General features: G+C 35.0%; 25 protein-coding genes and 1 other RNA gene. 19 read left to right on the top strand and 7 right to left on the bottom strand.

Translation table 11 applies throughout. The features are described 5' to 3' along the window. The first annotated feature begins 79 nt into the window (after positions 1-79). From dinG to nth, 7 genes are all read left to right on the top strand, one after another. On the top strand, positions 80-2,884 hold the full coding sequence (gene dinG, locus D8M06_RS02220; RefSeq protein WP_121202718.1) for an ATP-dependent DNA helicase DinG: 2,805 nt from the start codon (positions 80-82) through the stop codon (positions 2,882-2,884). A 365-nt stretch (positions 2,885-3,249) separates the two neighbouring features. Then, entirely contained in the window at positions 3,250-3,423 is a 174-nt protein-coding gene (locus tag D8M06_RS02215; RefSeq protein ID WP_121202717.1) for a YpmA family protein, read from the top strand. Next, entirely contained in the window at positions 3,386-3,919 is a 534-nt protein-coding gene (locus D8M06_RS02210; protein WP_121202716.1) for a cell wall elongation regulator TseB-like domain-containing protein, read from the top strand. Before D8M06_RS02215 ends, D8M06_RS02210 begins: the two co-directional genes overlap by 38 nt. Positions 3,920-3,936: 17 nt before the next feature. Continuing rightward, a complete protein-coding gene (locus D8M06_RS02205; RefSeq protein ID WP_121202715.1) occupies positions 3,937-5,121 on the top strand; it encodes a pyridoxal phosphate-dependent aminotransferase in 1,185 nt (394 codons plus the stop codon). A gap of 30 nt (positions 5,122-5,151) precedes the next feature. After that, positions 5,152-6,444: an asparagine--tRNA ligase gene (asnS, locus tag D8M06_RS02200; protein WP_121202714.1), complete on the top strand. Its 1,293-nt coding sequence runs from the start codon at positions 5,152-5,154 to the stop codon at positions 6,442-6,444. A 145-nt stretch (positions 6,445-6,589) separates the two neighbouring features. Next, a complete protein-coding gene (locus D8M06_RS02195) occupies positions 6,590-7,273 on the top strand; it encodes a DnaD domain-containing protein (RefSeq protein WP_194074605.1) in 684 nt (227 codons plus the stop codon). A 4-nt stretch (positions 7,274-7,277) separates the two neighbouring features. Further along, positions 7,278-7,931 (top strand): endonuclease III, encoded by a 654-nt coding sequence (nth, locus tag D8M06_RS02190; RefSeq protein WP_121202713.1) that lies wholly within the window; start codon positions 7,278-7,280, stop codon positions 7,929-7,931. Between the two features lie 32 nt (positions 7,932-7,963). On the opposite strand, the gene D8M06_RS02185 is transcribed toward nth, so the two are convergent. Both D8M06_RS02185 and recU read right to left on the bottom strand, forming a co-directional pair. Further along, positions 7,964-10,714 (bottom strand): penicillin-binding protein 1A, encoded by a 2,751-nt coding sequence (locus D8M06_RS02185; protein WP_121202712.1) that lies wholly within the window; start codon positions 10,712-10,714, stop codon positions 7,964-7,966. Positions 10,715-10,734: 20 nt separating this feature from the next. After that, the gene (gene recU / locus D8M06_RS02180) at positions 10,735-11,328 is read right to left on the bottom strand and encodes a Holliday junction resolvase RecU (protein WP_121202711.1); all 594 of its coding nucleotides are present in this window, start codon (positions 11,326-11,328) and stop codon (positions 10,735-10,737) included. Between the two features lie 124 nt (positions 11,329-11,452). Here recU and D8M06_RS02175 point away from each other — a divergent pair, with 124 nt between their 5' ends. The 10 genes from D8M06_RS02175 to D8M06_RS02130 all read left to right on the top strand — a co-directional run bounded on the left by D8M06_RS02175 (position 11,453) and on the right by D8M06_RS02130 (position 19,350). Next, entirely contained in the window at positions 11,453-12,400 is a 948-nt protein-coding gene (locus D8M06_RS02175; protein WP_121202710.1) for a DUF2515 family protein, read from the top strand. Between the two features lie 445 nt (positions 12,401-12,845). Then, positions 12,846-13,055 (top strand): hypothetical protein, encoded by a 210-nt coding sequence (locus D8M06_RS02170; RefSeq protein WP_121202709.1) that lies wholly within the window; start codon positions 12,846-12,848, stop codon positions 13,053-13,055. Between the two features lie 72 nt (positions 13,056-13,127). Next, positions 13,128-13,478 (top strand): DUF1798 family protein, encoded by a 351-nt coding sequence (locus D8M06_RS02165; RefSeq protein ID WP_121202708.1) that lies wholly within the window; start codon positions 13,128-13,130, stop codon positions 13,476-13,478. A 54-nt stretch (positions 13,479-13,532) separates the two neighbouring features. Then, entirely contained in the window at positions 13,533-13,931 is a 399-nt protein-coding gene (locus D8M06_RS02160; protein ID WP_121202707.1) for a cytidine deaminase, read from the top strand. Between the two features lie 239 nt (positions 13,932-14,170). After that, positions 14,171-14,479 carry a cell division regulator GpsB gene (gpsB, locus tag D8M06_RS02155; RefSeq protein WP_121202706.1) on the top strand — a complete coding sequence of 103 codons (309 nt, stop codon included), beginning with the start codon at positions 14,171-14,173 and terminating at the stop codon, positions 14,477-14,479. A gap of 72 nt (positions 14,480-14,551) precedes the next feature. Continuing rightward, positions 14,552-14,936: RNase P RNA component class B (gene rnpB, locus D8M06_RS02150), an RNA gene on the top strand. A 131-nt stretch (positions 14,937-15,067) separates the two neighbouring features. After that, a complete protein-coding gene (locus tag D8M06_RS02145) occupies positions 15,068-16,204 on the top strand; it encodes a THUMP domain-containing class I SAM-dependent RNA methyltransferase (RefSeq protein ID WP_121202705.1) in 1,137 nt (378 codons plus the stop codon). Positions 16,205-16,209: 5 nt separating this feature from the next. Then, positions 16,210-17,706, top strand: coding sequence for a carboxypeptidase M32 (locus D8M06_RS02140; RefSeq protein ID WP_121202704.1), 1,497 nt, complete (start codon positions 16,210-16,212; stop codon positions 17,704-17,706). A 40-nt stretch (positions 17,707-17,746) separates the two neighbouring features. Further along, positions 17,747-18,835, top strand: coding sequence for a type III polyketide synthase (locus tag D8M06_RS02135; protein WP_121202703.1), 1,089 nt, complete (start codon positions 17,747-17,749; stop codon positions 18,833-18,835). Then, positions 18,835-19,350 (top strand): isoprenylcysteine carboxyl methyltransferase family protein, encoded by a 516-nt coding sequence (locus D8M06_RS02130; RefSeq protein ID WP_121203079.1) that lies wholly within the window; start codon positions 18,835-18,837, stop codon positions 19,348-19,350. Before D8M06_RS02135 ends, D8M06_RS02130 begins: the two co-directional genes overlap by 1 nt. Before the next feature lie 115 nt (positions 19,351-19,465). Here D8M06_RS02130 and D8M06_RS02125 read toward each other — a convergent pair whose 3' ends face one another. The 4 genes from D8M06_RS02125 to D8M06_RS02110 all read right to left on the bottom strand — a co-directional run bounded on the left by D8M06_RS02125 (position 19,466) and on the right by D8M06_RS02110 (position 22,284). Then, the gene (locus D8M06_RS02125; protein ID WP_421904167.1) at positions 19,466-21,076 is read right to left on the bottom strand and encodes a b(o/a)3-type cytochrome-c oxidase subunit 1; all 1,611 of its coding nucleotides are present in this window, start codon (positions 21,074-21,076) and stop codon (positions 19,466-19,468) included. A gap of 80 nt (positions 21,077-21,156) precedes the next feature. Then, positions 21,157-21,660 carry a cytochrome c oxidase subunit II gene (locus tag D8M06_RS02120; RefSeq protein ID WP_121202701.1) on the bottom strand — a complete coding sequence of 168 codons (504 nt, stop codon included), beginning with the start codon at positions 21,658-21,660 and terminating at the stop codon, positions 21,157-21,159. 37 nt (positions 21,661-21,697) lie between these two features. Then, positions 21,698-21,823, bottom strand: coding sequence for a cytochrome c oxidase subunit 2A (locus tag D8M06_RS02115; protein WP_121202700.1), 126 nt, complete (start codon positions 21,821-21,823; stop codon positions 21,698-21,700). 260 nt (positions 21,824-22,083) lie between these two features. After that, entirely contained in the window at positions 22,084-22,284 is a 201-nt protein-coding gene (locus tag D8M06_RS02110; protein ID WP_011066143.1) for a cold-shock protein, read from the bottom strand. A gap of 309 nt (positions 22,285-22,593) precedes the next feature. On the opposite strand from D8M06_RS02110, the gene D8M06_RS02105 reads away from it, so the two are divergent. Beyond that, the gene (locus D8M06_RS02105; RefSeq protein WP_121202699.1) at positions 22,594-23,187 is read left to right on the top strand and encodes an HD domain-containing protein; all 594 of its coding nucleotides are present in this window, start codon (positions 22,594-22,596) and stop codon (positions 23,185-23,187) included. A gap of 475 nt (positions 23,188-23,662) precedes the next feature. Here the strand turns inward: D8M06_RS02105 and D8M06_RS20250 are convergent, their stop codons facing one another. After that, positions 23,663-24,706 carry a C40 family peptidase gene (locus tag D8M06_RS20250; protein ID WP_121202698.1) on the bottom strand — a complete coding sequence of 348 codons (1,044 nt, stop codon included), beginning with the start codon at positions 24,704-24,706 and terminating at the stop codon, positions 23,663-23,665. Positions 24,707-24,904: 198 nt separating this feature from the next. On the opposite strand from D8M06_RS20250, the gene D8M06_RS02095 reads away from it, so the two are divergent. Next, positions 24,905-25,861: a thymidylate synthase gene (locus D8M06_RS02095; protein WP_121202697.1), complete on the top strand. Its 957-nt coding sequence runs from the start codon at positions 24,905-24,907 to the stop codon at positions 25,859-25,861. Positions 25,862-25,881 lie beyond the last annotated feature (20 nt).

The following is a 25,881-nucleotide window of genomic DNA, read 5'->3' as shown; positions in this document are numbered from 1 at the left end:
GACGAAGTGATTATTCTTCATAGAAATGATTAGAATTCACATATATAATGTTTAGGCTTTAGAAAGCTAGGTGGATAAAATGGAAAATAGATATGTTGTCATTGATTTAGAAACGACAGGTCATTCACCAATAAATGATGACAAAATTATAGAAGCGGGTCTTGTAGTTATTGAAAATAATCAAATTGTAGAGACCAAATCTACTTTTTTTAATCCTAATAAGTCCATTCCACCTTTTATATCAAACTTAACCGGTATTTATGATAAAGATGTCAAATATGCTCCATTTTTTTATGAAAAAGCCGATGATATCATTGAGGTTTTTGAAAACAGTTATTTAATTGCTCATAATGTACCCTTTGATTTAGGATTCTTAAATGCAGAATTAGAAAAGAATGGTAGGCAACCATTAAATAACCCAATTATTGATACAGTTGAACTTGCACGGATATTATTTCCGAAAGCACCAAGCTATAAGCTGTCTCAGTTAGCTGAATACTTGCATATCAATCATGATGAACCGCACCGTGCTTTATCAGATGCAATTGTTACAGCAAAACTATTTTTAAGATTAAAAGAAAAATTGGAATCATTGCCATACGAAACCATTCAGGCTTTATTAAATTTGGAAGAAAAATTTAAATCGGATTTGTATGCATTATTATTGCGAAGGCAAGAAGATTTGGCATTTTCTACGAATGAAAATGAATTAATTGAATCCTTTCAAGGTTTGGCTTTCAGAAAGACGGAGTTATCAAATGGACAAACCGTGACTATGGAGCAATCATTTGGCGATTATTTAGATGGTATTTATGAAGAAAATGGAACGTTGCACGAATATAAGGTAAACTATGAAAAAAGAAGTGGCCAGAGAGAAATGTCTGAGGCGATATATGATGCCTTCCACTCCAAAGAACATGCACTAATTGAAGCAGAAACAGGGACTGGTAAATCTTTAGCATATTTATTACCAGCTATCTATGAAGCAATTAAATCCAACCAAAGAATCATTATCAGCACATACACAACCCAATTGCAGTCGCAATTAATGGAAGAAGAGATACCCTTAATAAAGTTGCTGGTTAAGTTTCCTTTTAAAGCAGCTATATTAAAGGGAAGGAATCATTATATTAGCCTGGAAAAATTCGTCCACGAGTTAAATACGGGGCATAATGATAATTACGATATTGTGCTTTGTAAAGCGATGATTCTTGTTTGGCTTACAGAGACAGAAACGGGAGATATTGATGAGATAAACCTTCCGAAAAGTGGTTATCTTTTTTATAAGAAAGTTTCAACTGATGCAGAGGGAATCATAGATCCATATTCTCCATGGTTTTCAAAATCCTACTATCAGAAAGCAAAAAAACGAGCACAGCAAGCAAATGTAATCATCACTAATCATGCCTTGTTATGTACGGACATATTTAATGATTACCAATTTTTGCCATCATATAAGAAAGTAATCATTGATGAGGCCCATCACTTCGAAGACACCGCATCCCATCATTACGGGCTAAAGATTGATTATACGAATATACAATATGTACTAAATCAAATTGGTCATACCGAAGAAATGAAATCATTAGGGAAGATTTTATCCAATTATTCTCTAGTATCAGAAGAACTTCCTTTAAAGGAATGGAACAGTGTATTTGATTCAGTTAAATATGAAATAGAAGATTTGTTTCGTTTATTATTTCAATATGTAATTCAGCAAAGAAAGAATTCTAAAGCTGTTAGTGATATCGGACGGATACAGTATCGTTTTGATGAAACAAAAGAAGATCCCGAAAAATGGGATATAATTAAGGAAATGGTTACAAGGCTCACTTTTTACTTTAGGGATTTAATTCATGTTCTTGCACTTATGGAGCAATATTTATCTCATAAAGAGCTTCTTGATAAATACGATAAGGATGATTTGAATGGAATTTCTGAACATCTTCAGCAGTTTATCGATAGTTTTGAAAAATTATTTTTAACGGATGATCGCGTTCCACAAGTCAGGTGGATAGAAGTGGATACGAAGGGAACTAACAATGCTGTTTATTTATATTCTGAGCCAACTGATATTTCTACTTTACTTAAAGAGGAGTTCTTTGACAAAAAAGAAAGTGCTGTCCTAACCAGCGCAACCTTAACAATGAGTAACTCCTTTTCATTTATTAAGAAAAGATTAGGAATACCGGTTAATCGTTTAACTACGCAGAAGATAAATTCACCTTTTTCCTATCAGCAGCAGGTGCAATTAATGGTTCCAAACGATTTTCCTGATATTAAATATGGGAACATGGACAATTATATTTATGCTACTTGTGAATCCATATTATCATTAGCGGAAATTACCGATGGAAGAATGCTTATTTTATTTACATCCTACGACATGTTGAAGAGATCCTATAAATTATTAAAAGAAACAATGGATGTAGATAAATACATGTTGATTGGACAAGGAATTACGAGTGGTAGCAGAACAAGGTTAAAAAAGAATTTTCAAACGTTTGACCAAGCTATTCTGCTAGGAACCAGCTCTTTCTGGGAAGGTGTGGATATACCTGGAGAAGACTTATCATGTTTAATGATTGTCAGACTTCCTTTTCAACCACCTGACCATCCAGTTTATGAAGCGAAATCCAATTATATGAAAGAACAGGGACAAAATGCATTTATGGAATACTCGCTTCCTAATGCAGTTATACGATTTAAACAGGGATTTGGTCGTTTAATTCGGTCGTCAAGTGATAGAGGAATCGTGTTTGTTTGTGATGCGAGGATTATGAAATCGAGATATGGAAAATATTTTTTAAATTCTATTCCAGAAGTCCCAACTACCTTCGATACAACCAAAAAACTAATGGAAAAAGCAAAAGAATGGTTTTAATGGAAAGGCTATTTTCAGAGTATCTTTATTTTGCAATATATGTAAGCGAAAGCTAACTATTCTAAAATTAAATAAATCAGGAGTTTCTATCCACTATGATATTTAAGAATCAACAAAGTATACGAAAAGAGCCAAAGTAAAAAAATACTGATGCGATAGTTGCATCAGTATTGGATAATAGATAATGGTGTGGGCGTTATTTTGTTGAATTTTATAAGAACAAAGCAAGTACCGAAGAAAATTGATATACTTTACTTGTGCTTCATCTTGATAATATCAACGTAATTTTATTGTTTGCATATCAAGTGTTAGTATAACTAGCAAAATTTGATAAAACAAACAGTATTTATAATGGAGGGGAAAAGATGGATAGTAATAAAATTGAAACGTTATCGACGGTTAAACTTCAACATTCCTCAGAATTATACAAAATTGTTGATGCGTTAAATCGTACGTTAAAGGATGATGATTTAATGTTTGGGTTAGCATTGGATGATGAGAATGAAGAACAGGCAATTTTCACAATCTACAGGACGTAAATGGCTGCGAACCATTTTAATCATCCTTTCTATTGCAGCTATTATTGGTTTAGCCTTGGGAATATATTTGTATCAGGATATAATGGAAGAGAAAAGAGCTGGTTTTGACGACACAAAGGAAATCATTATGAGTCAAACTTCTATAACTAAGGTAGAACAAATTGACCGGTTCCATGGAGATAAAGCATACCATATAGTCTATGGAGAAAATGATAAAAAAGAAAAGAAAATTATCTTTTATCCATTGGAAGGTACAGAAAAAAATATTACAACGGTGAATACTTCTGATATTATTAAAAAAGAACAGATTCTAAGTAATTGGAGTAAAAAATGTAATACGTGTAATTTAATCGATATTACTCCTGCTTTAATTGAGGATGATGTTTTGTGGGAACTTACATATTATGATGAGAATGATCGATATGTATTAGACTATTTTTCGATATACGACGGTACGTCTTTTGAACGATATCGATTTAAGAGAATGTTTAACTAGAGAGGAGAAATGAAATAATGCAATTATCCAAAAGAGTAGAAACATTAACACCATCATCAACATTAGCCATTACAGCTAAAGCAAAGGAATTAAAAAAAGAAGGTCACGATGTGATTGGTCTTGGTGCTGGGGAGCCTGACTTTAACACACCAAATTATATACTTGAAGCAGCTGCTGAAGCGATGAAAAGCGGAATGACAAAATATACGCCATCAGGTGGTATTATAGAACTAAAAGAAGCGATTATAAACAAATTTCAAGACGATAATCAATTAAGATACTCAACAGATGAAGTTATCATCACTACTGGTGCAAAACATGCATTATACACTTTATTCCAAGTACTTTTAAATGATGGGGATGAAGTAATTGTACCTACTCCATATTGGGTCAGTTACCCTGAGCAAATTAAACTTGCTGGTGGTAATCCAATATTTTTACAGTCATCCGAGGAAAATGAATTTAAGATTACACCAGAAGACCTGAAAAAGGCAATTACACCAAAAACAAAAGCGATTGTTCTTAACTCACCTAGTAATCCGACTGGGATGATGTACAGTAAGGGTGAACTGGAAGAACTTGGCAAGGTTTGCTTAGAGCATAATATACTGATTGTTTCAGATGAAATTTATGAGAAATTAATTTATACTGCTGATCAGCACGTTTCTATAGCAGCTCTATCACCTGAACTAAAAGAGCAAACAGTCGTCATAAATGGTGTTTCTAAATCTCATTCCATGACAGGGTGGAGGATCGGCTATGCTGCAGGCCCACAAACCATCATCAAAGCAATGACAAATCTAGCTTCGCATTCAACATCTAACCCAACGTCGATTGCTCAATATGCTGCGTTAGCTGCTTATGAATCAAATGATGCTTCATTAAGCAAAATGAAAGAAGCTTTCTCGGAAAGGCTAAATGCTTTTTATGATTTAATCACAGATATACCTGGAATTACTTGCAAGAAACCAAAAGGGGCTTTTTACATCTTTCCAAATGTTAGTGAAGCTGTAGCAATGAATGGGTTCTCTAGTGCAGATGATTGGGTAAAAGCAATTCTTGAAGAAGAAAAAGTTGCACTTGTTCCAGGATCTGGTTTTGGTTCACCAGAAAATGTTCGTCTTTCATACGCGCTAGGATTGGATGACTTAGTAGAAGCAGCTAAAAGAATAAAACGATTCGTAGAAAATCATCAATCTTAAGAATTAGTATTACGGAGGTAAATCTTAAAAATGAAAACAACTATACAACAAGTATCAAAACATCTAGAAGAAACAGTAACTATAGGTGCATGGCTTACTAATAAGAGATCCAGTGGAAAAATAGCCTTTTTACAATTGCGTGATGGTACAGGTTTCATGCAAGGTGTCGTAGCAAAAAGTGATGTGTCAGAAGAAACATTCCAAACAGCCAAAAACATGACACAAGAAACTTCCATGTATATAACTGGAAGAATCGTGGAGGACAAGCGGTCTCCTTTTGGATACGAAATGCAGGTCACGGATATAGAAGTAATACATGAAGCAACTGATTATCCAATAACACCAAAAGAACATGGAACTGAATTCTTAATGGATCATCGACATTTATGGTTGCGTTCTAAGAAACAGCATGCAATTATGAAAGTTCGTAATGAAATCATTCGCGCTACATATCAGTTCTTCAATGATAATGATTTCGTTAAAGTCGATCCACCAATCTTAACTGGCTCTTCTGCTGAAGGAACAACCGAATTATTCCATACTAAATATTTTGATGAGGAAGCTTATTTATCCCAAAGCGGTCAGTTGTACATGGAAGCTGCAGCAATGGCGTTAGGAAAAGTTTTTTCATTCGGTCCGACATTCCGTGCAGAAAAATCAAAAACCCGAAGACATTTAATCGAATTTTGGATGATTGAACCGGAAATGGCATTTGTAGATCATGAAGAAAGTTTAAAAGTTCAAGAAGAATATGTGAGTTTTATTGTTCAATCAGTTTTGAATAACTGTAAACTTGAATTAAATGTATTGGAGCGCGATACTTCTAAGCTTGAAAAAGTACAAGCACCATTTCCTAGAATTTCTTACGACGACGCTATCACTATGTTAAAAGAGAAAGGATTCACAGATATTGAATGGGGAGAAGATTTTGGTGCGCCCCATGAAACGGCAATTGCAGAAAGCTATGAGAAACCTGTTTTTATTACCAATTACCCTGCTGAAATTAAAGCATTTTATATGCAACCAGCTCCTGGACGTTCAGAAGTAGTACTGTGTGCAGATTTAATTGCTCCTGAGGGTTATGGTGAAATAATAGGAGGATCACAACGTATCGATGATTTAGATCTAATGAAAGAACGTTATGAGCAACACGGATTAACTGGGGAAGCTTATGAATGGTATTTACAACTTCGTCAATATGGTAGTATTCCACACTCTGGATTTGGATTGGGACTAGAAAGAACTGTAGCTTGGATTTCTGGAGTAGATCACGTAAGAGAAACCATTCCATTCCCAAGATTATTAAATCGTTTGTATCCATAAGTAAATCTCGCACTTACTTATGTGGGGTAATGAATGATTCTCTCTATTTTGCAAATAAATATAAAATCCCTTGCTAAATTGCAAGGGATTTTATATTCCATCCGTATTAATAAATCATGATATATTTAAAACGAGGTGCTTCATTATGGCGAAATCTATACCAATTCAACACATATTTCTAAATCAAGTCCCGATTCCAGCGAAGCTTTTGTCAGAATACCATACACTTGGATTGAACGAACAAGAAGTAATGGTTATTATTCAGTTACTGCATTTTTCACAACTTAACAACGACTTTCCAACTCCAAACGAAATTGCAAATCAGATGACGATCGAGGAGAAAGAGGCTGCTCAAATTCTACGTAAATTAATACAAAAAAATATACTGGCAATTGAACAGCAAGAGAATGAACAACATATATTGAGTGAAACCTATTCTCTATCTCCACTATTTGAAAAATTGTATCAACCGAATAATAATGATAGCCAAGAATCAACGGATGGCAGCATTTTTATTTTGTTTGAACAAGAATTCGGGAGACCTTTATCACCGTTTGAGATTGAAATGATTAATGGATGGCTTGATGAAGACCAAATAGAAGCCTCCTTAATAAAGGCTGGACTGCGCGAATCGGTACTAATGGGGAAATTGAATTTTAAGTATATTGACCGTATTCTTAGGGAATGGAAGAAAAAAGGAATTCATACGGTAGAACAAGCGAGAAATGCTAGCAAAAACTTTCATCATAGACAATCTTCAAAACAACAATCAACTACTAAAAAAAGAGATACCTCTATTTATTATAACTGGTTAGAAGGGGAAGATTAACCACATGCTAAATAAAAAACAAGTTAGATATTGTTTGGATGAAATGGCGAAGATGTTTCCAGATGCAAAGGGAGAACTGAATCATTCTAATCCATTTGAATTAGTAATTGCAGTTCTGCTATCAGCTCAATGTACAGACAAATTAGTAAATAAAGTAACTGCAGATTTATTTCAGAAATATAAAAGTCCGGAAGATTATTTGGCCGTTTCTTTAGAAGAGCTTCAACATGATATTAAATCAATAGGACTATATAGAAATAAAGCGAAAAACATTCGGAAACTATGTCAGGTTTTAATTGATGAATATAATGGAGAGGTTCCACGTTCAAAAAAAGAATTAATGAGTTTAGCAGGGGTAGGGAGAAAAACAGCCAATGTAGTGGCATCCATTGCCTTTGACGAGCCTGCTATTGCAGTGGATACACATGTAGAGAGGGTCTCAAAACGGCTAGGTATTTGCAGGTGGAAGGATTCCGTATTAGAAGTAGAAGAAACGTTAATGCGAAAGGTGCCTCGTGAGGAGTGGAGTGTTACGCATCATCGAATGATTTTTTTTGGCAGATACCATTGCAAAGCAAGAAACCCGAATTGCCCCGAATGTCCACTGCTTGATTTATGTAGAGAAGGGCAAAAGAGAATGAAACAGGCGAAAAAATAGGTCAACTCCTTCTTTGGAGTTGACCTATTTGCTTACTGTTCTTCACCGTCTTCATTTTCATCTTCATTTTCTTGATTTCCTTCATTTTCCCCGTTATTATCGGCTTCCTCTTCTGTATTTTCCGTATCCTCATCCTCCTGTTCAGATACTGGCTCATCATTGTCTGCAGGGATTGTATAATTAATACTTCTCGTTTCTCCTTCTATGCCACTATTAGCTCCATTTTGTCCAATAGGTGTAACACTAATAGCGTATGTTTGACCTGGTGTAACATTACCTATTTCAATCCCATTTGCTTCTACTAAGTTGGGGTGTTGTTCTCCATCAACGGTAACTCTAAATAAAGCCGGTGGGCCATTATAATTCCATGTTACATCAATGTATCCCTCATTAGCGATATATTCCGCATTTAATCCCTCAACAGGGTTTATATTACCTTCAGATTCTTCTTCTAACTCTGGGACGGTTACAGTAGCAGTTGTTGGCTCACTACTATTGGAATCATCTTCATTACTCACAACAACAATTTGTATTTCATAATCCCCTGGTTCTACTTCTGTAATTTCAAATGTAGTATCCTGTGTAGAAGACAATTCTTTCATGTCGCCACCATCTCGAGCAGAGCTTAACACGAAACTTACATCATCATCTGAATCATAGTCCCAGCTCACTTCGATAGACTCAGATTCCTCATTGAAAGTAGCAGTTAGATTAGAAACTGGATCTAATTGATCATACTTCTCAGAAACATTAGTTGGCTCTGTACCTTTTACGAACAATTCCGTTACAATTTCTGAAGAAGGTGTATACTCACTAGGTTTGGCAGCTGGATTAGATCCTTTTTCCACTTTTGCTTCCACAACAGATTCAGGTTTCGTAAAGTTAGGCGTATCTAATCCTTCTGATATTTTTGTCATAGCATGTTTAAACAATCGCTGTGAAATTTTTGTATCAGGAAGAGCTGCTCTTTTAAGTGAATCATCTTCTTCCTTAACATAACCACCTGTCCAGGCAGCAATTGTAAAATTCGTTGTATAACCTGCAAACCATGCATCTGGAGAACCTGGTTCATCTTGTAGATTCGTGGTTCCCGTTTTTCCAGCTACATCGAGACCAGATACATTTGCTCCAGTACCAGTACCACTAGTTACAACGCTTTTCAGCATATCTGTTACCATATATGCAGTATAGTCGGACATTACTGCTTCTGACTCAGGTGTTAAATCTACAACTTCACCATCTGGAAACTCTACTTTCGTAACAGCATATGGTTCGTTATAAATTCCTTCGTTACCAAATGCACGGTATGCACCTGCTAATTGTAGAGGTGTAACGTTTGTCGCTGTTCCACCAATGGCATCACGGATATTAATTTGATCATCAGCAAAACGAATTCCTAAACTTTCAGCAAAGGTTTGGGCATTTCCTGCCCCGACTTCTTCAAACAATTTAACGGTTGGAACGTTAAGTGATTGTTCTAGAGCATATCTTGCTGTAACCCATCCAGCATAACTACGATTCCAGTTTCTGATTGGATTTGAGCCTGCAGTTTCGTAAGGTTTATCATCATTTAACTGATGATAAGTGGAGATTTTGTTATATTCTATTGCAGGCCCATACGCCATAATTGGTTTAGCTGTTGATCCAATTTGGCTACCACCTTGAATAGCATAATTATACTCTCCATAATTTTGCGGATTTTTTCTTCCTCCAATAGCTTGAATAGCACCTGTCTTTGTATCAAGTACAGCCATTGCAGACTGCAAATCAGGCATTTGTTCATTCGGATACGAAATTGGATTTTCTTCACTATCTGTTAATAAAAATTCTACATATTCCTGTGCATGGGTGTCTAAGGTTGTATGAATTACTAACCCATCTGTATTAATATCTATCCCGTCCAATTTTTGTTTAACTTCTTGTTCAACTTGTTGTATAAACGCTCCATAAGGCGCAGAATCGGGTTGTGATTCAACAAGTAGGGAAGAGATATCTACTTCTCTTGCTTCATTCGCCTCATCTTCTGAAATTTTTCCATGTCGTACCATTAAAGATAATACGGTATCCATTCTCTTTTTTGTCAAATCTGGATTTTCAAATGGATTATAAGCGGTTGGACGCTGTGGCAGTCCGGCTAAAATTGCCGCTTCGGGTAAAGTTAAGTCTTTTAGTTCTTTGCCAAAATAGGTTTCTGCTGCTTGTACAACACCATGAGAATTAGCGCCATAAAATATTTTATTTAAATACATTTCCAGAATTTCTTCTTTCGTGTACTTTCGTTCTAACTTAAGTGCTAACCACTGTTCCTGTACTTTTAATTTTAATTCTTTATCTGGTGTCAAAAATGACTTCTCAACTACCTGTTGTGTAATGGTACTAGCACCTTGAGATCCAAAACCATCTACAATATTTGCAACAACAGCACCACCAATACGTCTTAAATCTATTCCAGGGTGATCAAAAAATCGAACATCTTCAGTAGCTGTAACTGCATCTATTAACACGTCTGGTAAATCTTCAAAATTAACTTTTTTTCGGTTAGCTCCAAGTTCCGCAAATCTTTCACCATCTTTGTCTAATAGGACAGAAGAATAGGGATCTTTGAGCATTGTTTCATCTATTTCCGGGGCAGTAGCTACCCAATATGTAACAAGTGTACCTACTCCGATACCTACAATTAAAATAAGTATTAATGCAGTTAAAAAAAGTTTCTTCCATATTGGCTTTTTAGCTGATTTTTTTTGTTTTCTTCTTGCTGTTCGAGTTTGGCCATTATCTGCCATATCTCTTTACCTCCGTCTCTCTAAAAATAAAGCCTATCAACAATCGTTAAATAATCTACTCGCGTTTGATAATGGAATGGAATCAAATAACATGATTGTTTAATTTTTTCATAAGGGATTGATTTTTTCCCACCATTTAATTTGTCGCTCCAAAAATGAAAAAGTTTCTCTGCTGGCATGAGGTAAGTCTCTTCAAATAAAGTAAATCGAATAATTATAAAACTAATACCTCCATGATGGATAATCGACTCCATGTGCTGAATTTGGTGGTCATGAATATTTGCTAAGGGAAAAGTCGTCTTGTTTTTCGTTTCTTTTGCCTCAAAATCTACATATTTTCCACGATATAATCCATTATAATCAGTAGTAGACGCTTGTTTAAAATAGGCCTCCGTGATTACTGCTGCACTACGTCTTGGATAATTAACTTTTACTATTTGTACAGGAGTTGGTTTTTTATGAATAACGGCTTTATTCATGTCTAAATAATATTGGTTTGTAACATTAATATCATCTTCCAAAGACATTCCACGATTACTAAAGATGTTAGTAGAATGTTTTGCTTTTGGATGACTCTGGTTAACAGGTTTCTTCTGTCCATTTGGATAATTCATCCTATTCCCCCTAATCTACAGTATCATACCAGAAAATTGTTCAAATGGTAACTCTAAACTAACTTTTCCTGTTAACTAATGTCTAGAAGAAAGGCTAGTTCCTAAAAGAAAAGAGAGTTTTCAAATGAGTAATGTACAATCCTATCTTTATTATATATCAAAGGTAACAAAATCAAAAAATATGGACAATATTTCTAGAACAAAGGCATACCAGAAGTTTTATTTCAGACATCCAGAAATTAAATGGGCTTTATTAGCAAGTGTCGTTTCCAGGAATGCTGGTTGGAATATGACAGATCTTTTCATTCCTTCTTTTCAAACAGTATTAGGTGAAAAGGAGAGGATGGAATTATTCATGACCTATGAAAGAGCCAATTGGTTGATCTTCTCTGATGCATTTCCTCAATTATTAATATATCAGCTTTCAAAACAAAAAAGAAAACCATTGTTTTCATTACTTTCTTATTTTCATGTATCGTCCTTTATGATTAAAGAATGGAATCATTTTTGGGAAACATACGATGAAGACAGATTGATGGTAGCGCTGATTATAAATGAACAAAATGTTATACATCATCCGGTCATTAAACAATCCTATTTTAAAAAACAAATCTTTCATAAATTACCATATTTAATGCAGAATTACTTATTCATGAGTGCTGTCATACTTCCTACTAGATCTGCAAGGTTATATGGGGTTACTGTATTTCAATTCACAAACCTGTCAAAGCGTATTGAAACTGGAAAAAGAATAGCCAATATCTTGTTTAATAACAAGATACATCCACACATTCTCTGTTTTTTGCAAACAGTTGAGCATACTGGTTCACGCTTTGATTATGAACAATTTTTAAGGATGTCCTTACCAAAGAGCCCAATGTTGCGGTTCGTATATCCAGTTGTGACCCACAAAGATAAAATTCGTAATGACTGGTATAAATATAGGGGTGTGAAATCGAAATGGTTTCAAAATAATACAAAAGATAAAATCAGCCATTTTGGAACTTCTTTTTATTTAAAAAGACACATTCTAAAAAAATATACTTCACTTAAATCAAGGCTCTTTTCGTAAGATTTTTCTTTAAACGATGTTGGAGTTGATAGAAATTGCGTATAAATGAGACTAAATAAAAATACGAATTATTAATAATATGGTCAATAGTAGGATTATCTAATACTGTTAAATGGTTATCTTAACCAAAGAAAAGGATTTGTTATAAACAAATCCTTTTCTTTTACCGTATTATTTTTTTATTAAGTGGAAGGACGGTTTGGTCCATTTAATTTCTTGTCACCTTTAATAGCCCCTTTAGATTTTTGCTGCTGTCTTTCTTTCTTCTGAATTTCTTTGCTTTTATCCATTTTCAGACCTCCTTTACCCTTATTGTGTCTAATTACGCGAAAAAGATTAGGATTTTAACTTCTTTTGTACATTTTCTTCTAGTTTTGTCGAACACAGAGGAGTTGAACTGTATTTAGCGAACTAGTGTTTAATAACAATAATAAGAGGTGAGGATATGTCAGTTGCAATGAAAAAAATGGAGGCTTATTTAGATGGAGTCAATAAAAAGCAATTCGAAGCATCCTTACATGAGATTTCCGATCAAATTCGTATCATGGATCAGAAATTAATCATGAAGACTGAAAATGAGATAGCACTTCGTTATAATAATCAACAATACGAAATAAATAATGTTCGAGATACTTTAAATAACCTTAGAAAATAACCGCTGAAACATAAAATATGTTACAGTATATACAAAACATACTGTAATGGATAGAATAAAGGCGGAATTACTATGGAATTAATTATGCGAACAGAATATCTAATAAATCATCTTCATGAGTTAAAAGATCATTTTGAAAATAGCGAAGCACCGGAAAATATAAGAGATAAAGCATTCTTTGCGCGAGTGAAAGAAAAAACAACGCCTATCTTTGAGTCGTTGGAAAAATGGGAAGAAGAGGCCTTGCGAGTAGTTAAAGAAAGAAAAGTGAACATTCACCCACAACAAATTAACTCTACGAGAGAAAACATGGAACTCGTTCTAATGCATAGCTATTATAAAGATTTGCGAAGAAGAAGATATATGGAATATTATAAGTCTATACTGTATATTTTTGAACAGCTAGTGGATGAATTGAAATAAGCTAATTCCCAATAAAAATCTCAAGTAAATAACGAATTCTAGAGGGGGGATATAATGAGTACTGAGGATTTAGTAGAGAAAGCCATTAAAATCAGAAGCAATGCTTATGTTCCATATTCAAAATTCCCTGTTGGTGCTGCATTAAAAACGAAATCAGGCAAAGTGTATACAGGTTGTAATATTGAAAACGCTGCTTACTCAGTTGGTTGCTGCGCTGAAAGGGTAACGATATTTAAAGCTTTGTCAGAAGGTGAGACTGAATTTGTTGAAATGGCAGTTGCTGCGGATACGAACAGACCCGTCCCACCGTGTGGAGCATGCCGGCAAGTGATGAGTGAATTTTTTAGTAAGGATATGAGTATCCATTTAACCAATCTAAATCGTGATACGAAAACATTTAGTATGGATGATTTACTTCCATTTTCTTTTAATAATGAAGATATGGAAAAGTAAAAAATGGTTTAATTGAAAGGGGGCAGTCATTCTCCAAGAGATGAGAATAACTGTCCCCTAAAGATGTGCAATGATAGAAACCAGTCTTATTTGACATCATTTCAGGAAGAAAATTCCTTCTAATCCTTATTGATGGATAAGTTTGTGGTATAATAGGATTTACATATAACTATTTTAAATATGTTTGAATTGAAAATAAAGAAAGATTATAGCGTATAAAATTATGAGGTGATTATTAGATGAGTGTAAAAGGAATACGTCTTAATGGAAAGGAAATACTTGAAAAAGAATTTAAAACCGGTATGCGCGGATATAATCAGGAAGAAGTAGATGAATTTTTAGATATTATCATTCAAGACTATGATGCATTCGGACAAGAAATTGCTCGTCTTCAACAAGAGATAGACAAACTGAAGAAAACTTCTACAGAGCAAACGAGGTTAAGATCTCCCCAGCAGCCAGCACAAGTAAATTATGATATTTTGAAACGACTTTCAAACTTAGAAAAAGCTGTTTTCGGTAAAAAGTTTGCTGATTCTGAGGGGTAAAGTTCTTCTTCCATAAAATACCATTGTGTAAGAAACATGGTCATGTTATGATGTTTACAGAGTTAAAGTTAAATACTCAGGTAATCGCTGCATGAATTTTTCATGCAGAGGAAAGTCCATGCTCACACAAACTGAGATGTTTGTAGTGTTCGTGCTTGACGAAATCATAAGTCAAGGTAGCTTTTAGGGCTAACGGCAGGATACGTTCCTAAGTCATCTATGATATGGAACTACATCCTTGAAAGTGCCACAGTGACGTAGCTAGAATGGAAACATTTTAGGTGGAACGAGGTAAACCCCACGAGTGAGCAACCCAAATAATGGTAGGGGCATCCTTTAGTAGGGAATTCAACCGAAAGAGGGACAAGTCTTTTGACTTGTAGATAGATGATTACAACCGGCGTACGAGGAATGACCACCGTTTGCAGTACAATGGAACAGAACATGGCTTATCGAGTATTTAATTGGTCACTAATGATGAATAATAAGTAAAAACCTTTTTTATAGCAAACGCTATAGAAAAGGTTTTTTTTGTTTTTAACTGTGGTAAACTATATTAATGAAAAAAATTGGAAATGAGGGCCAAAAATGCAAAATGTGACATTAATAGCAACCGCTGCAATGGGTTTAGAATCCGTTGTTGCAAATGAAGTAAAAGAACTTGGTTACGAAGTCAGTGTGGAAAATGGAAAAGTTATATTTGATGCACCAATTTCAGCGATACCGAGATGTAATTTATGGCTAAGAACAGCAGATAGAGTGAAAATTCTCGTAGGGGAATTTGAAGCAAAGACATTTGATGAGCTTTTTGAATCTACGAAGAAACTACCATGGGAACGATATATTCCTGAGGATGGTCAATTTCCAGTCACAGGGAAGTCTGTTAAATCAGAATTACATAGTGTACCGGATTGTCAAAAAATCGTAAAAAAATCCATAGCCGAAAAACTAAAATTAAAGCATGGTGTTGTGTACAAAATGCCAGAAACAGGAGCACAATATAAGATTGAAGTCTCCTTATTAAAAGATAAAGCAACACTAACCATCGATACATCAGGAACAGGGCTTCATAAGCGCGGTTATCGAGTAGGCCAAGGGGAAGCACCATTAAAAGAAACCATGGCTGCAGCATTAGTACTGTTGACCAATTGGAAGCCTGATTTTCCTCTCATTGACCCTTTTTGCGGTTCAGGTACCATAGCCATTGAAGCCGCATTAATTGGTCAAAATATTGCACCTGGTTTCAACCGAGACTTCGTTTCAGAGGACTGGTCATTTATAAAGAGCAAACATTGGGATAAAGCTTTTGAAGAGGCAGAAGATAAAGCAAATTATGATCAAGAATTATCCATTGTTGGTTCAGATATTGATCATAAAATGATTCAGATTGCAGAACAAAACGCCATTGAAGCAGGATTGGGAGATCTTGTATCTTGGAAGCAAATGCAAGTTAAAGATTTATCCATTAAGTCGGAAAATGGTTATATCATTGGGAATCCACCATATGGACAACGATTAAGTGATCAAGAGTCTGTTGCCACATTGTATCAGGATCTTGGAAGCTTGATGAAAAAACATCCATCATGGAGTGTTTACATTTTAACTGCCTACGAAGACTTTGAAAAAGAATATGGACAAAAAGCAACAAAGAAACGTAAATTATTTAATGGATTTATCCAAACGAATTATTATCAGTATTTTGGCGAAAAAGTGAGGGGGGAATAAGTAGCATGGGGAAGACTAGCAGAGTGGAGGAAGATTTTCAGGATTATCTACATGAAATGGATGCCTATCGAGAAGTCATGATGCTTACGTATTGGGATATGCGTACAAAGATCCCCAAAAAAGGGGTCGATCAAAGATCTGAAGTGATTGGTTTCCTAGCAGAGAAGGTACATCAACTCGAAACATCTGAGAAGATGAAAAATTTCATCGATGCGTTGAGAGATGCAGACAATGAAATAGTAAGAAAATCAATAGAAGAATGTGAAGAAACTTACCATAAAAGCAGTAAAATACCAACCAATGAGTATAAAGAATATGTAAAACTGCAATCGAAATCGGAATCCGTTTGGCAGGAAGCACGAAAAAAGGCCGATTTCACTTTATTTCAGCCCTATTTAGAACAACTGGTAGAGTATAATAAGAAATTTGCTAATTACTGGGGTTACGAAAAAAATATCTACGATGCTTTATTGCATCATTTTGAGCCAGGAATAACAACAGAGATTTTAGATGGCATCTTTCCGAAACTTAGAGACTCGATAACAGATTTATTGGGAAAAATAGAAGGAAGCATGGATAAACCAGATCCTAGTATTCTTAAAGGTCATTTTCCTAAAGAAAATCAAGAGGCTTTTACGATAGAAATATTGAAGCAAATAGGCTATGATTTTGAATCTGGCAGATTAGATGAAACCATTCATCCTTTCGAAATTACGTTAAATAGAAATGATGTACGTATTACCACGAGATATGATGAAGAAGACTTTAGAATGGCTGTATTTGGAACGATACACGAAGGCGGACATGCTTTATACGAGCAGAATATAAACGCCAGTCTGGCTAGGACTCCACTTGCTACAGGAACTTCTATGGGAATTCATGAATCACAATCCCTTTTTTGGGAAAACATAATTAGTAGAAGTAAAGGTTTTTGGCAGAATAATTATGATTTATTCAAATCCTATGCTCCGAATCACTTTCAGCATGTTGTACTGGAGGACTTTTACCGTGCGATTAATGAAGTGAAACCATCATTCATTCGTATTGAGGCTGATGAGTTAACGTACCCATTACATATAATGATTCGCTACGAATTAGAGAAGGGGTTAATCAACGGGGATTTTGCGGTAAAGGATCTACCAGGATTATGGAATGAGAAAATGGTGGATTACTTAGGTATAGAGCCATCAACAGACCGTGAAGGTGTTCTGCAGGATATACATTGGTCTGGTGGAGACTTTGGCTATTTTCCATCCTATGCATTGGGATATATGTATGCTGCTCAATTTCATCAGACCATGTCCCAAGAATTGGATATAGACAAACTACTATCTTCTGGGAATTTTAAACCAATTAAAGAATGGCTTACGAAGAATATCCATCAATATGGAAAAATGAAAAAGCCACTGGAATTAGTTGAAGACGTGACCAAAGAAAAATTAAATGCTGAACACTTAATTCGATATCTTACAAAAAAATATACAGATATCTATTCATTGTAATCGGGGAAAATCTCACATCTTAGAAGGGTGACAATATCCAATGACTTATATCTGTTCCACAGGTATTAGTACACCTAAATATAATATGAATCAACAGGAAATTAAGCAGTTTGTAAAAAACATATTTAGCTACTCAACAAGACAAGTGGACAGATTGCTGCCGGTTTTTGATCATGCGGAAGTAAAAAATAGACAATTCGTAGTTGAGAAGTCGTGGTTTGAAGAAGAACATTCTTTTGAAGAAAAAAATAACCTTTACCAATTGTATGCTAAGGAATATTCGTTGAAAGCCATTGATCATTGTTTATATAATCCTGATTTTCTGGTTGATTCTATTCCATATGAAGCTATCGATATGATTATTTATGTTTCCAGTTCTGGAATTGCCGCACCGTCAATGGATGTTTATCTTCTTAACGAACGTCCATTTCGTAGGGACGTGAAACGTATGCCTTTGTGGGGGTTGGGTTGTGCTGGGGGAGCAGTTGGTTTGTCCAGTGCATACGACTGGACTACTGCTCATCCAGAGAAGGTTGCACTAGTTGTTTGCTGTGAGCTTTGCAGCCTAACCTTTCAAAAAGGTGATGTAAAGAAAAGTAATATTGTGGGGACTGCTCTTTTTGGTGATGGTGTAAGCGCTGCATTAGTGGTGGGCGAAGATTCTCCATATCTCAAATATAGAAAAACAACGGTACCAAAAATTTCTTCAAGTAGCTCGTGGCTTCAATCAAATAGTACTTCCGTAATGGGCTGGGATGTCACAAATCGTGGCTTAGAAGTCATATTTGCTAAAAGTATTCCCTCATTAGTTCTTTCATTTTGGAAAGAACATATTCAATCATTTTTATCACATGTAAATTACAACAAAAGCGACATCCATTCCTATGTTGCACATCCTGGTGGAAAAAAAGTTCTCTTAGCGATGGAAGAGGTATTACAATGTTCGTCGGATAAACTGGTTCATTCTTATAACGTATTATCGGATCATGGGAATATGTCTTCTGCGACAGTATTATATGTTTTAAATAGATGGATGTCTGAGGGAGTAGACAGCAAGGAAAAGAGTATTCTGTCTGCATTAGGCCCTGGATTTAGCTCAGAATTACTGTTATTGGAGTGGAATGAATGATGCAGGCATTTTTATGGTTATTGTTTATCTTCATTATTATACAACGTTTAATTGAGTTAAAAATTGCTAGAAGAAATGAACAATGGATGAGAGAACGAGGGGGCATAGAACTAGCTTCTGAACATTACAAATGGTTTGTTATTATCCATGGATTATTTTTCATCTCTATTCTATTCGAGGTATTCCTGCGTGATCTCAGAACAATTGAGATGAATAATTACTTGTTTTCTCTATTTCTCCTTACCCAATTAGTTAGGGTATGGTGCATTCAATCATTAGGTAAATTCTGGAATACAAAAATTATTGTACTTCCTAATGTTGCGCTAGTAAAAAGAGGACCGTATAGATATATTAAACATCCAAACTATATCATCGTTGGTATCGAATTATTTTTAATACCTTTGCTATTCGGAGCTTACCTGACATCGATTATTTTTCCGATATTCCATTTATTATTAATGAGAATTCGAATACCGGCAGAAGAAAAGGCTTTGAGAGGAATAATAAATAAATAAAGAGGCCGGGAAAAAGAGAGTTAATGGACCTTCTGTGAGCTCAAACTTGCTCTGGAAACGTTGGTCGTCTTTTGAATTTAACTCTTTATTTATCTCCCAGCTTCTTTATTAAGAATTAATTATTACCAATTGGCCATGCAAATGGTGCTGATCCCGGAGGTGCGTTTTGGATAACATCTGCAATCGGAATTGTATATGCAAATAATATCAAGGCAATGGTTATGGCAATCCACAATTTCCAACGTTCCAACCACATAGGTGTTGGCTCTGCATCGATTTCTTCTTCTGCAATTGGAAATTCCTCTTCCCCTTTAGGAGCAAAGAATGCTAATTTTATGAAGATATACAGCATGATGATAATAGCAATGAAGAGAATAGAGCCACCAATTGCTTGAGCCATTTGATATGCTCCCCATTCAGCAACTTGCTCTGTACCATTGTATTCGGAGTATGCTGAACGTCTAGGACCTCCAAATAGTCCTTGGATATGCATCGCACCTGACATAATAGTCATACCTAATGTCCAGAAAATGGTTTGTATAATGCCTAAACGATTCATTGATTTTGTTAATTTTCGTCCGGTTAAGTGTGGTACCAGCCAATAAGTAATACCGAAAAATGTAAGAACTACAGTAGTTGCCACGGTTAAATGGAAGTGTCCAGTAACCCAAATAGTGTTGTGAACAACCGTATTTAATTGGTAAGAAGCATTAATGAGACCACCAGCGCCGCCTGGAATGAATGCTAACATACCTATAAATGGTGCTAAGAAGCGAACATCTTTCCAAGGTAAGTGTTTTAACCAACCAAATAATCCACCATATCCTTTTTTACGACCGGTAATTTCAAATGTAGCAAACATAGAAAATGCAGTCATTAAGCTTGGAATAACAACCATGAAAGTTAAGACTACTTGAATAAATTTCCAGGTCGTATCCAAACCAGGTTCAGTCAACTGGTGATGAAGTCCTACTGGAATAGAGAAAAATAGGAATAGGACAAAAGATAATCTTGCTAAAGAGTCACTGAATATCTTTCCTCCAATTATTTTTGGAATAATGGCATACCAAGCCATATATGCTGGTAGTAACCAGAAATAAACAAGTGGATGTCCGAAGTACCAGAATAATGTACGGCTTAGCAGAACATCAATGGTAGCGGCATACCCTAATGACCAAGGGATAAACTGGAAAAGTACCGAGCCAGCTACACCGAGTGTTGCAATAAACCACATGGCCATATTAATGACAACCATGAACGCTAATAATGGTGATTTTTCATTTGGATGTTTCTTTTTCCAAATGTATAATTGTCTCCAATTCACGAAACACGCAATCCAACTACCTACAATAACTAAAGCTAACCCGATATAGAAGGCAGGATGAGCCTTTAATGGTGCATAAAAAGTATAAAGTACACTAGCTTTACCGTATAATACAGTAATTGCAGCCATTACTGTGCCAATAGTCATAATCCAAAATCCTAACCAAGCTACTCTGCGCTGTGTATCGGAAATCCCAACTGTTTTGCCCATTAGCGCATATTGGAATCCGACAATGAAATAAGTGGTTAGAACCAAACCTAAAATAACACCATGAACAGTTAACACTTGATAATAGTCAATACCTGCTGGTAATGTAAAATGACCTGAACGCACTAATACTTGTAAAAGCCCCATTAGCCCACCGATAAATAGTGCAATAAACGCAAATGATATAAAAGACATATAAAGTCGTTTTTCTGATTTTGAAAGGGTTAATGGTAGCCTAGAATTCGTTTCATAATTAACTAATTTTTCTACAGCCATTAATCAGTCACCTCCACAGTGGCAAACATCATATGATGTCCTACTCCACAGTATTCATTACATAAAAGTGTGTATTCTCCTGGCTGCTTCATTTCTATTTCCATGCTGCTTATATAACCTGGTTCAACCATCATATTTGCATTGGTTCCAGCTATGTTAAACCCATGTACAACATCTGGAGTAGTCGCTTGAATAAGAACAGTAGATCCTTTTGGAATCTGAATGTGTTTTACTGGATTACCATCTTCATCTGTTCCCAGGTCATAATTAAACGCTGAGGCAACAACATTTAAAACATACTTTCCTTCATCTACTTTCGTTAGGCCTAAATTCTCAGGTTTAAAAGCCTCTTCTGCCTCAATATTTTCTGGATCAATAGTGATTCCATGACTCTGAGGGTGTGTTCCTAAATAAAATGCTCCAAATCCTAAAATAATCAAGAAGACTATTAAGGATGCAATGCCAAAAGTTAACCACCATTTTTCATATTTGTGCAAATGCATGTTTTTCTTTCCCCCTTAATTTTCATTTTTAATCAATTTACCTTGAAAGAAATAAAATAAAGACTCCAACCCATGAAGCAATTAGTACAAATCCAAGTATTGATACGGAAATTAAAGTACCCTTAAGATTTGTTTCTTTTTCCTGACTCTCTTTTAAACTCATATATTCTTCACCCCTTCAGAAGCTAGAATTAATTATCTATTTTCATCATACACAATATGAAAATGGAATTTACATGGTTTGAAAACTTTTCACAATTTGTTCAATAAGCATTATCAAAGGGGATTTGGCAATTTTACTAACTATTACGTTAGAAAAGTATTTGAACATTTTGTGATAAAAAGGGGAATGAATGTTCTAATTCGGGCACAAAAAAAGAGGAAATCTCAAGTAGATTTCCTCTTTTATATATTAGTTATTATTTATTTTTTTACAACATTTGCAGCTTGAGGACCACGTTCACCTTCAACAATTTCAAAAGAAACTTCTTGTCCTTCTTCTAAAGATTTAAATCCTTCTTCTTGGATAGCGGAATAATGAACAAATACATCATTTCCTTCTTCCAATTGGATGAAACCATAGCCTTTTTCCGCATTAAACCATTTTACTACTCCGTTTTCCATTTTCTTTCCTCCTAAAAACTTTCACGTAAAACGTGGTAATACAAAGTAGAGCAACAAAAACATTAAATAAAAAAGGCAACTTTTCTCTAGAAGAGTAGGATTATAATTACATCCACTTCTAGGAGAAGTTGCCTGTTTCTTAATGAATCCGTACATCTTCTTTGCTTGCCCCTAATATAGCTTATTTGTAAGCGTTAGTCAAGGATTTTATACCATTTTATGTTAATTTGTCAATATATTTCTAGAATAAACGAACATCATTTATAATTTTTTGTAAAGCAAGTAGAGAATCTTAAAAGGAGATTGATAATGGTGAACATCAAGCAAAAAAAAATAGAGGAAATTAAAGAATATGTTCAAGATTTATTTAATAAAGATTCATCAGGTCATGACTTTTATCATATGCAAAGAGTAGCAAACATGGCGAAAAATATTGCCTTACATGAAGGAGCAGATGAATTTATATGTGAGGTAGCAGCGTGGTTGCATGACATTGGTGACTACAAGTTATTTCAAAATCCGGATGTAGCAATTAATGAATTGAAAGCCTTCTTAATTTCGTTATCTATTAACGAACAGGATATGGAAACAATTCTTCATATTATTCGTAATATCTCCTATAGTAAGGGAAAAATTCCAGATACAATAGAAGGTAAAATTGTACAGGACGCTGATAGGTTAGATGCTATTGGTGCGATTGGTATAGCGAGAACCTTTGCTTATGGAGGCACGAAAGGTCAAATGATTTACCACGAGGAACAAGAAAACACTTCTGTCCAGCACTTTTATGATAAACTACTAAAACTAAAAGAGATGATGCATACCGAACAAGCAAAAAAAATAGCTCAACAACGGCATCAATTTATGGAAAATTTCCTAGAGCAATTTTTTCAAGAATGGTAAAAGGAACCTGAATATTGGTATCAGTTACCAACACGAAATTTACACCATCTCATTTATAATTCTAGTTAACTATACTAACAAAGCTTTTTATGGTAAATTGCACCTATTGCTTTTTAAAGTTTAAAGTTGATAGATATTATTGATAAACTGAATTTAAGTAATGTGCTTAACCTCGCTGCGGAAATACACTACGCTTTCCGCGGGGAGGCTGAGGCCGTGCCCGCGAACCGCAAGTATTCTGCCGGAGCGAATAATCGCACAAACCAAACATAAGTGTAAGCGAGAGCTACACGATTCTGAATTAAAGATATCAGGCCTATATACAAAATGTAATGTAAAGTCATGTTAAAAAGCAACAATCTTTTTGAAAAGAACTATTCATTAAAACAGTTTTGCCGGAGTGAGTTTAAACCCTATAAATAGCATTTTATGAAATGAAACTTATGAACACCATGAACAAACATGAAACAAATTTCTATTGGATACGTTTTGCACCTAAGTATTTGGGTTGCCAATAGGAACTGTTCATATTGCTGATTGTAACACCTGATGAGGTTCCTGCATGAACAAACTCTCCATTACCTATGTAAATCCCCATATGGGATGGCCCCGATTTGTAAGTAGTAAAAAACACAAAGTCTCCAACTGAGGGGGAACTAACCGTTTGACCAACACTCCAAATCTCACTGACCGTTCTAGGAAGATCGATTCCTTGAGTCTGATAAACATAATGAATAAATCCGCTACAATCAAAGCCTGATGGAGATTCACCACCCCAGACGTAAGGAGTACCTATAAAAGATGTAGCAACTTGAATCACGTTAGATTGACCTGTGTTAGGCGAGACTTGATTATTCTTCTCTTCAATTGTTTCTACTTTTTCTTTTTCCTGATTCGTTGAATGAGGATTAGTCTCAGCTCGATGATCGCTATAATTATCTTCTTCCGTTGTTTGCTCATGAAAAGCCGCTATTTGGGTTTGAACTTTCTCTTTTACTTCCAGACCAAGTTCCTTTTCAGCAACATCTAGCGCTTCTATCGTTAATGGACCATATAAACCATCAATTTCTCCTTCATAATAACCAAAATATTTCAGGGATTTCTGTATTTCCTTTAAATCATTCTGATAATCACGGTAATCATCTATAACTATGGTCTTTGTTAAGTTTTCTAATTCTTGAATAAACCTCTTTTTCTCTGATTCGAATAGCACTCGAAAAGTCTCATGATTTTCCCATTTCATCCTATCCTTTGGATGATTATTTTTTATTTTCTGTATGATGTGGCTTGGTTCAACGTGGAAATCATCGTCTGTTTCTTCGGTTGCGAGAAAGGTGACATCATTGGGTTTATCCAATCGTAACCGAGAGATTTCTTTATGGTTATAAGAACTATTTTCTTCCTGCAATGTACCAACATGCTCTAACTTGGTCTCTGATGTACTGGTAATAGGCATGTTTAAAAGAATACTGTATGAGAATACCCCTATTATTAGGTATTTAATGGCCTTAGCAAACAAAATATTTCCTCCTTATTATCTATTTTTGTGTGTTTAGTAGTAAGATGATATGGTTTATCCTTTTCAATATAATCAACCATATCAACCAATGTTACTATAATAGATTTATGGAAAATTCATCTTTATATGATTTACTATTGTGTTACAATAGATGCAATAAAAATTTAATAGATAGATGAACTTGGAGGAGAGTAAGCCATGAGTAACGGTGAAAAAGCCTATTTAAATTTATGTGAATATATATTAAACAATGGTCATAAAAGAGATGATCGAACAAATACAGGAACTTATTCCACCTTTGGATATCAAATGAGATTTAATTTACAAGAAGGGTTCCCATTACTAACTACGAAGAGAGTTCCGTTTAAGTTAGTAGCTAGTGAACTTTTGTGGTTTATCAAAGGGGATACCAATATTCGTTATTTACTTCAACATAATAATAATATTTGGAATGAATGGGCATTTGAAAAGTGGGTAACAAGTAAAGAGTATAATGGACCAGATATGACTAATTTTGGTATAAGAAGTCAGCAGGATGCTGAATTTAATCAAACATACCAAGAACAAATGAACCTATTTAAAGAAAAAATATTAAACGACAATACATTTGCTGAAAAGTTTGGTGACTTAGGTTCCGTATACGGGAAACAATGGCGAGATTGGAAAATGTCCAACAGTGAAACCATTGATCAATTGAAAGAAGTTATTCATTCTATAAAAACAAACCCTAATTCCAGAAGGCATATTGTAACTGCATGGAATCCTGAGGATATTCCGAATATGGCATTACCTCCATGCCATACGATGTTTCAGTTTTATGTTGCAGATGGGAAATTATCTTGTCAGTTATATCAAAGAAGTGGAGATGTCTTCTTAGGAGTTCCTTTTAATATTGCCAGTTATGCACTATTAACTCATTTAATTGCTCATGAATGTAACTTAGATGTAGGGGAGTTTGTACACACGTTAGGAGATGCTCATATTTATGCTAATCATGTGGACCAAGTGAGGACACAACTTAATCGAGATAGGAGAAACTTACCCAGAATAGAAATAAACAAAGAGAAACAATCAATTTTTGACTTCGACATAGATGACTTTAACATCGTTGATTATAACCCACATGCAGCGATTAAAGCTCCTATTGCTGTCTAACAAAAGATAAGGAGAGATTA

This window comes from Oceanobacillus halophilus (genome assembly GCF_003628505.1).
Lineage (GTDB): Bacteria > Bacillota > Bacilli > Bacillales > Amphibacillaceae > Oceanobacillus > Oceanobacillus halophilus.
This window is presented reverse-complemented; position numbering and strand designations above follow the sequence as displayed.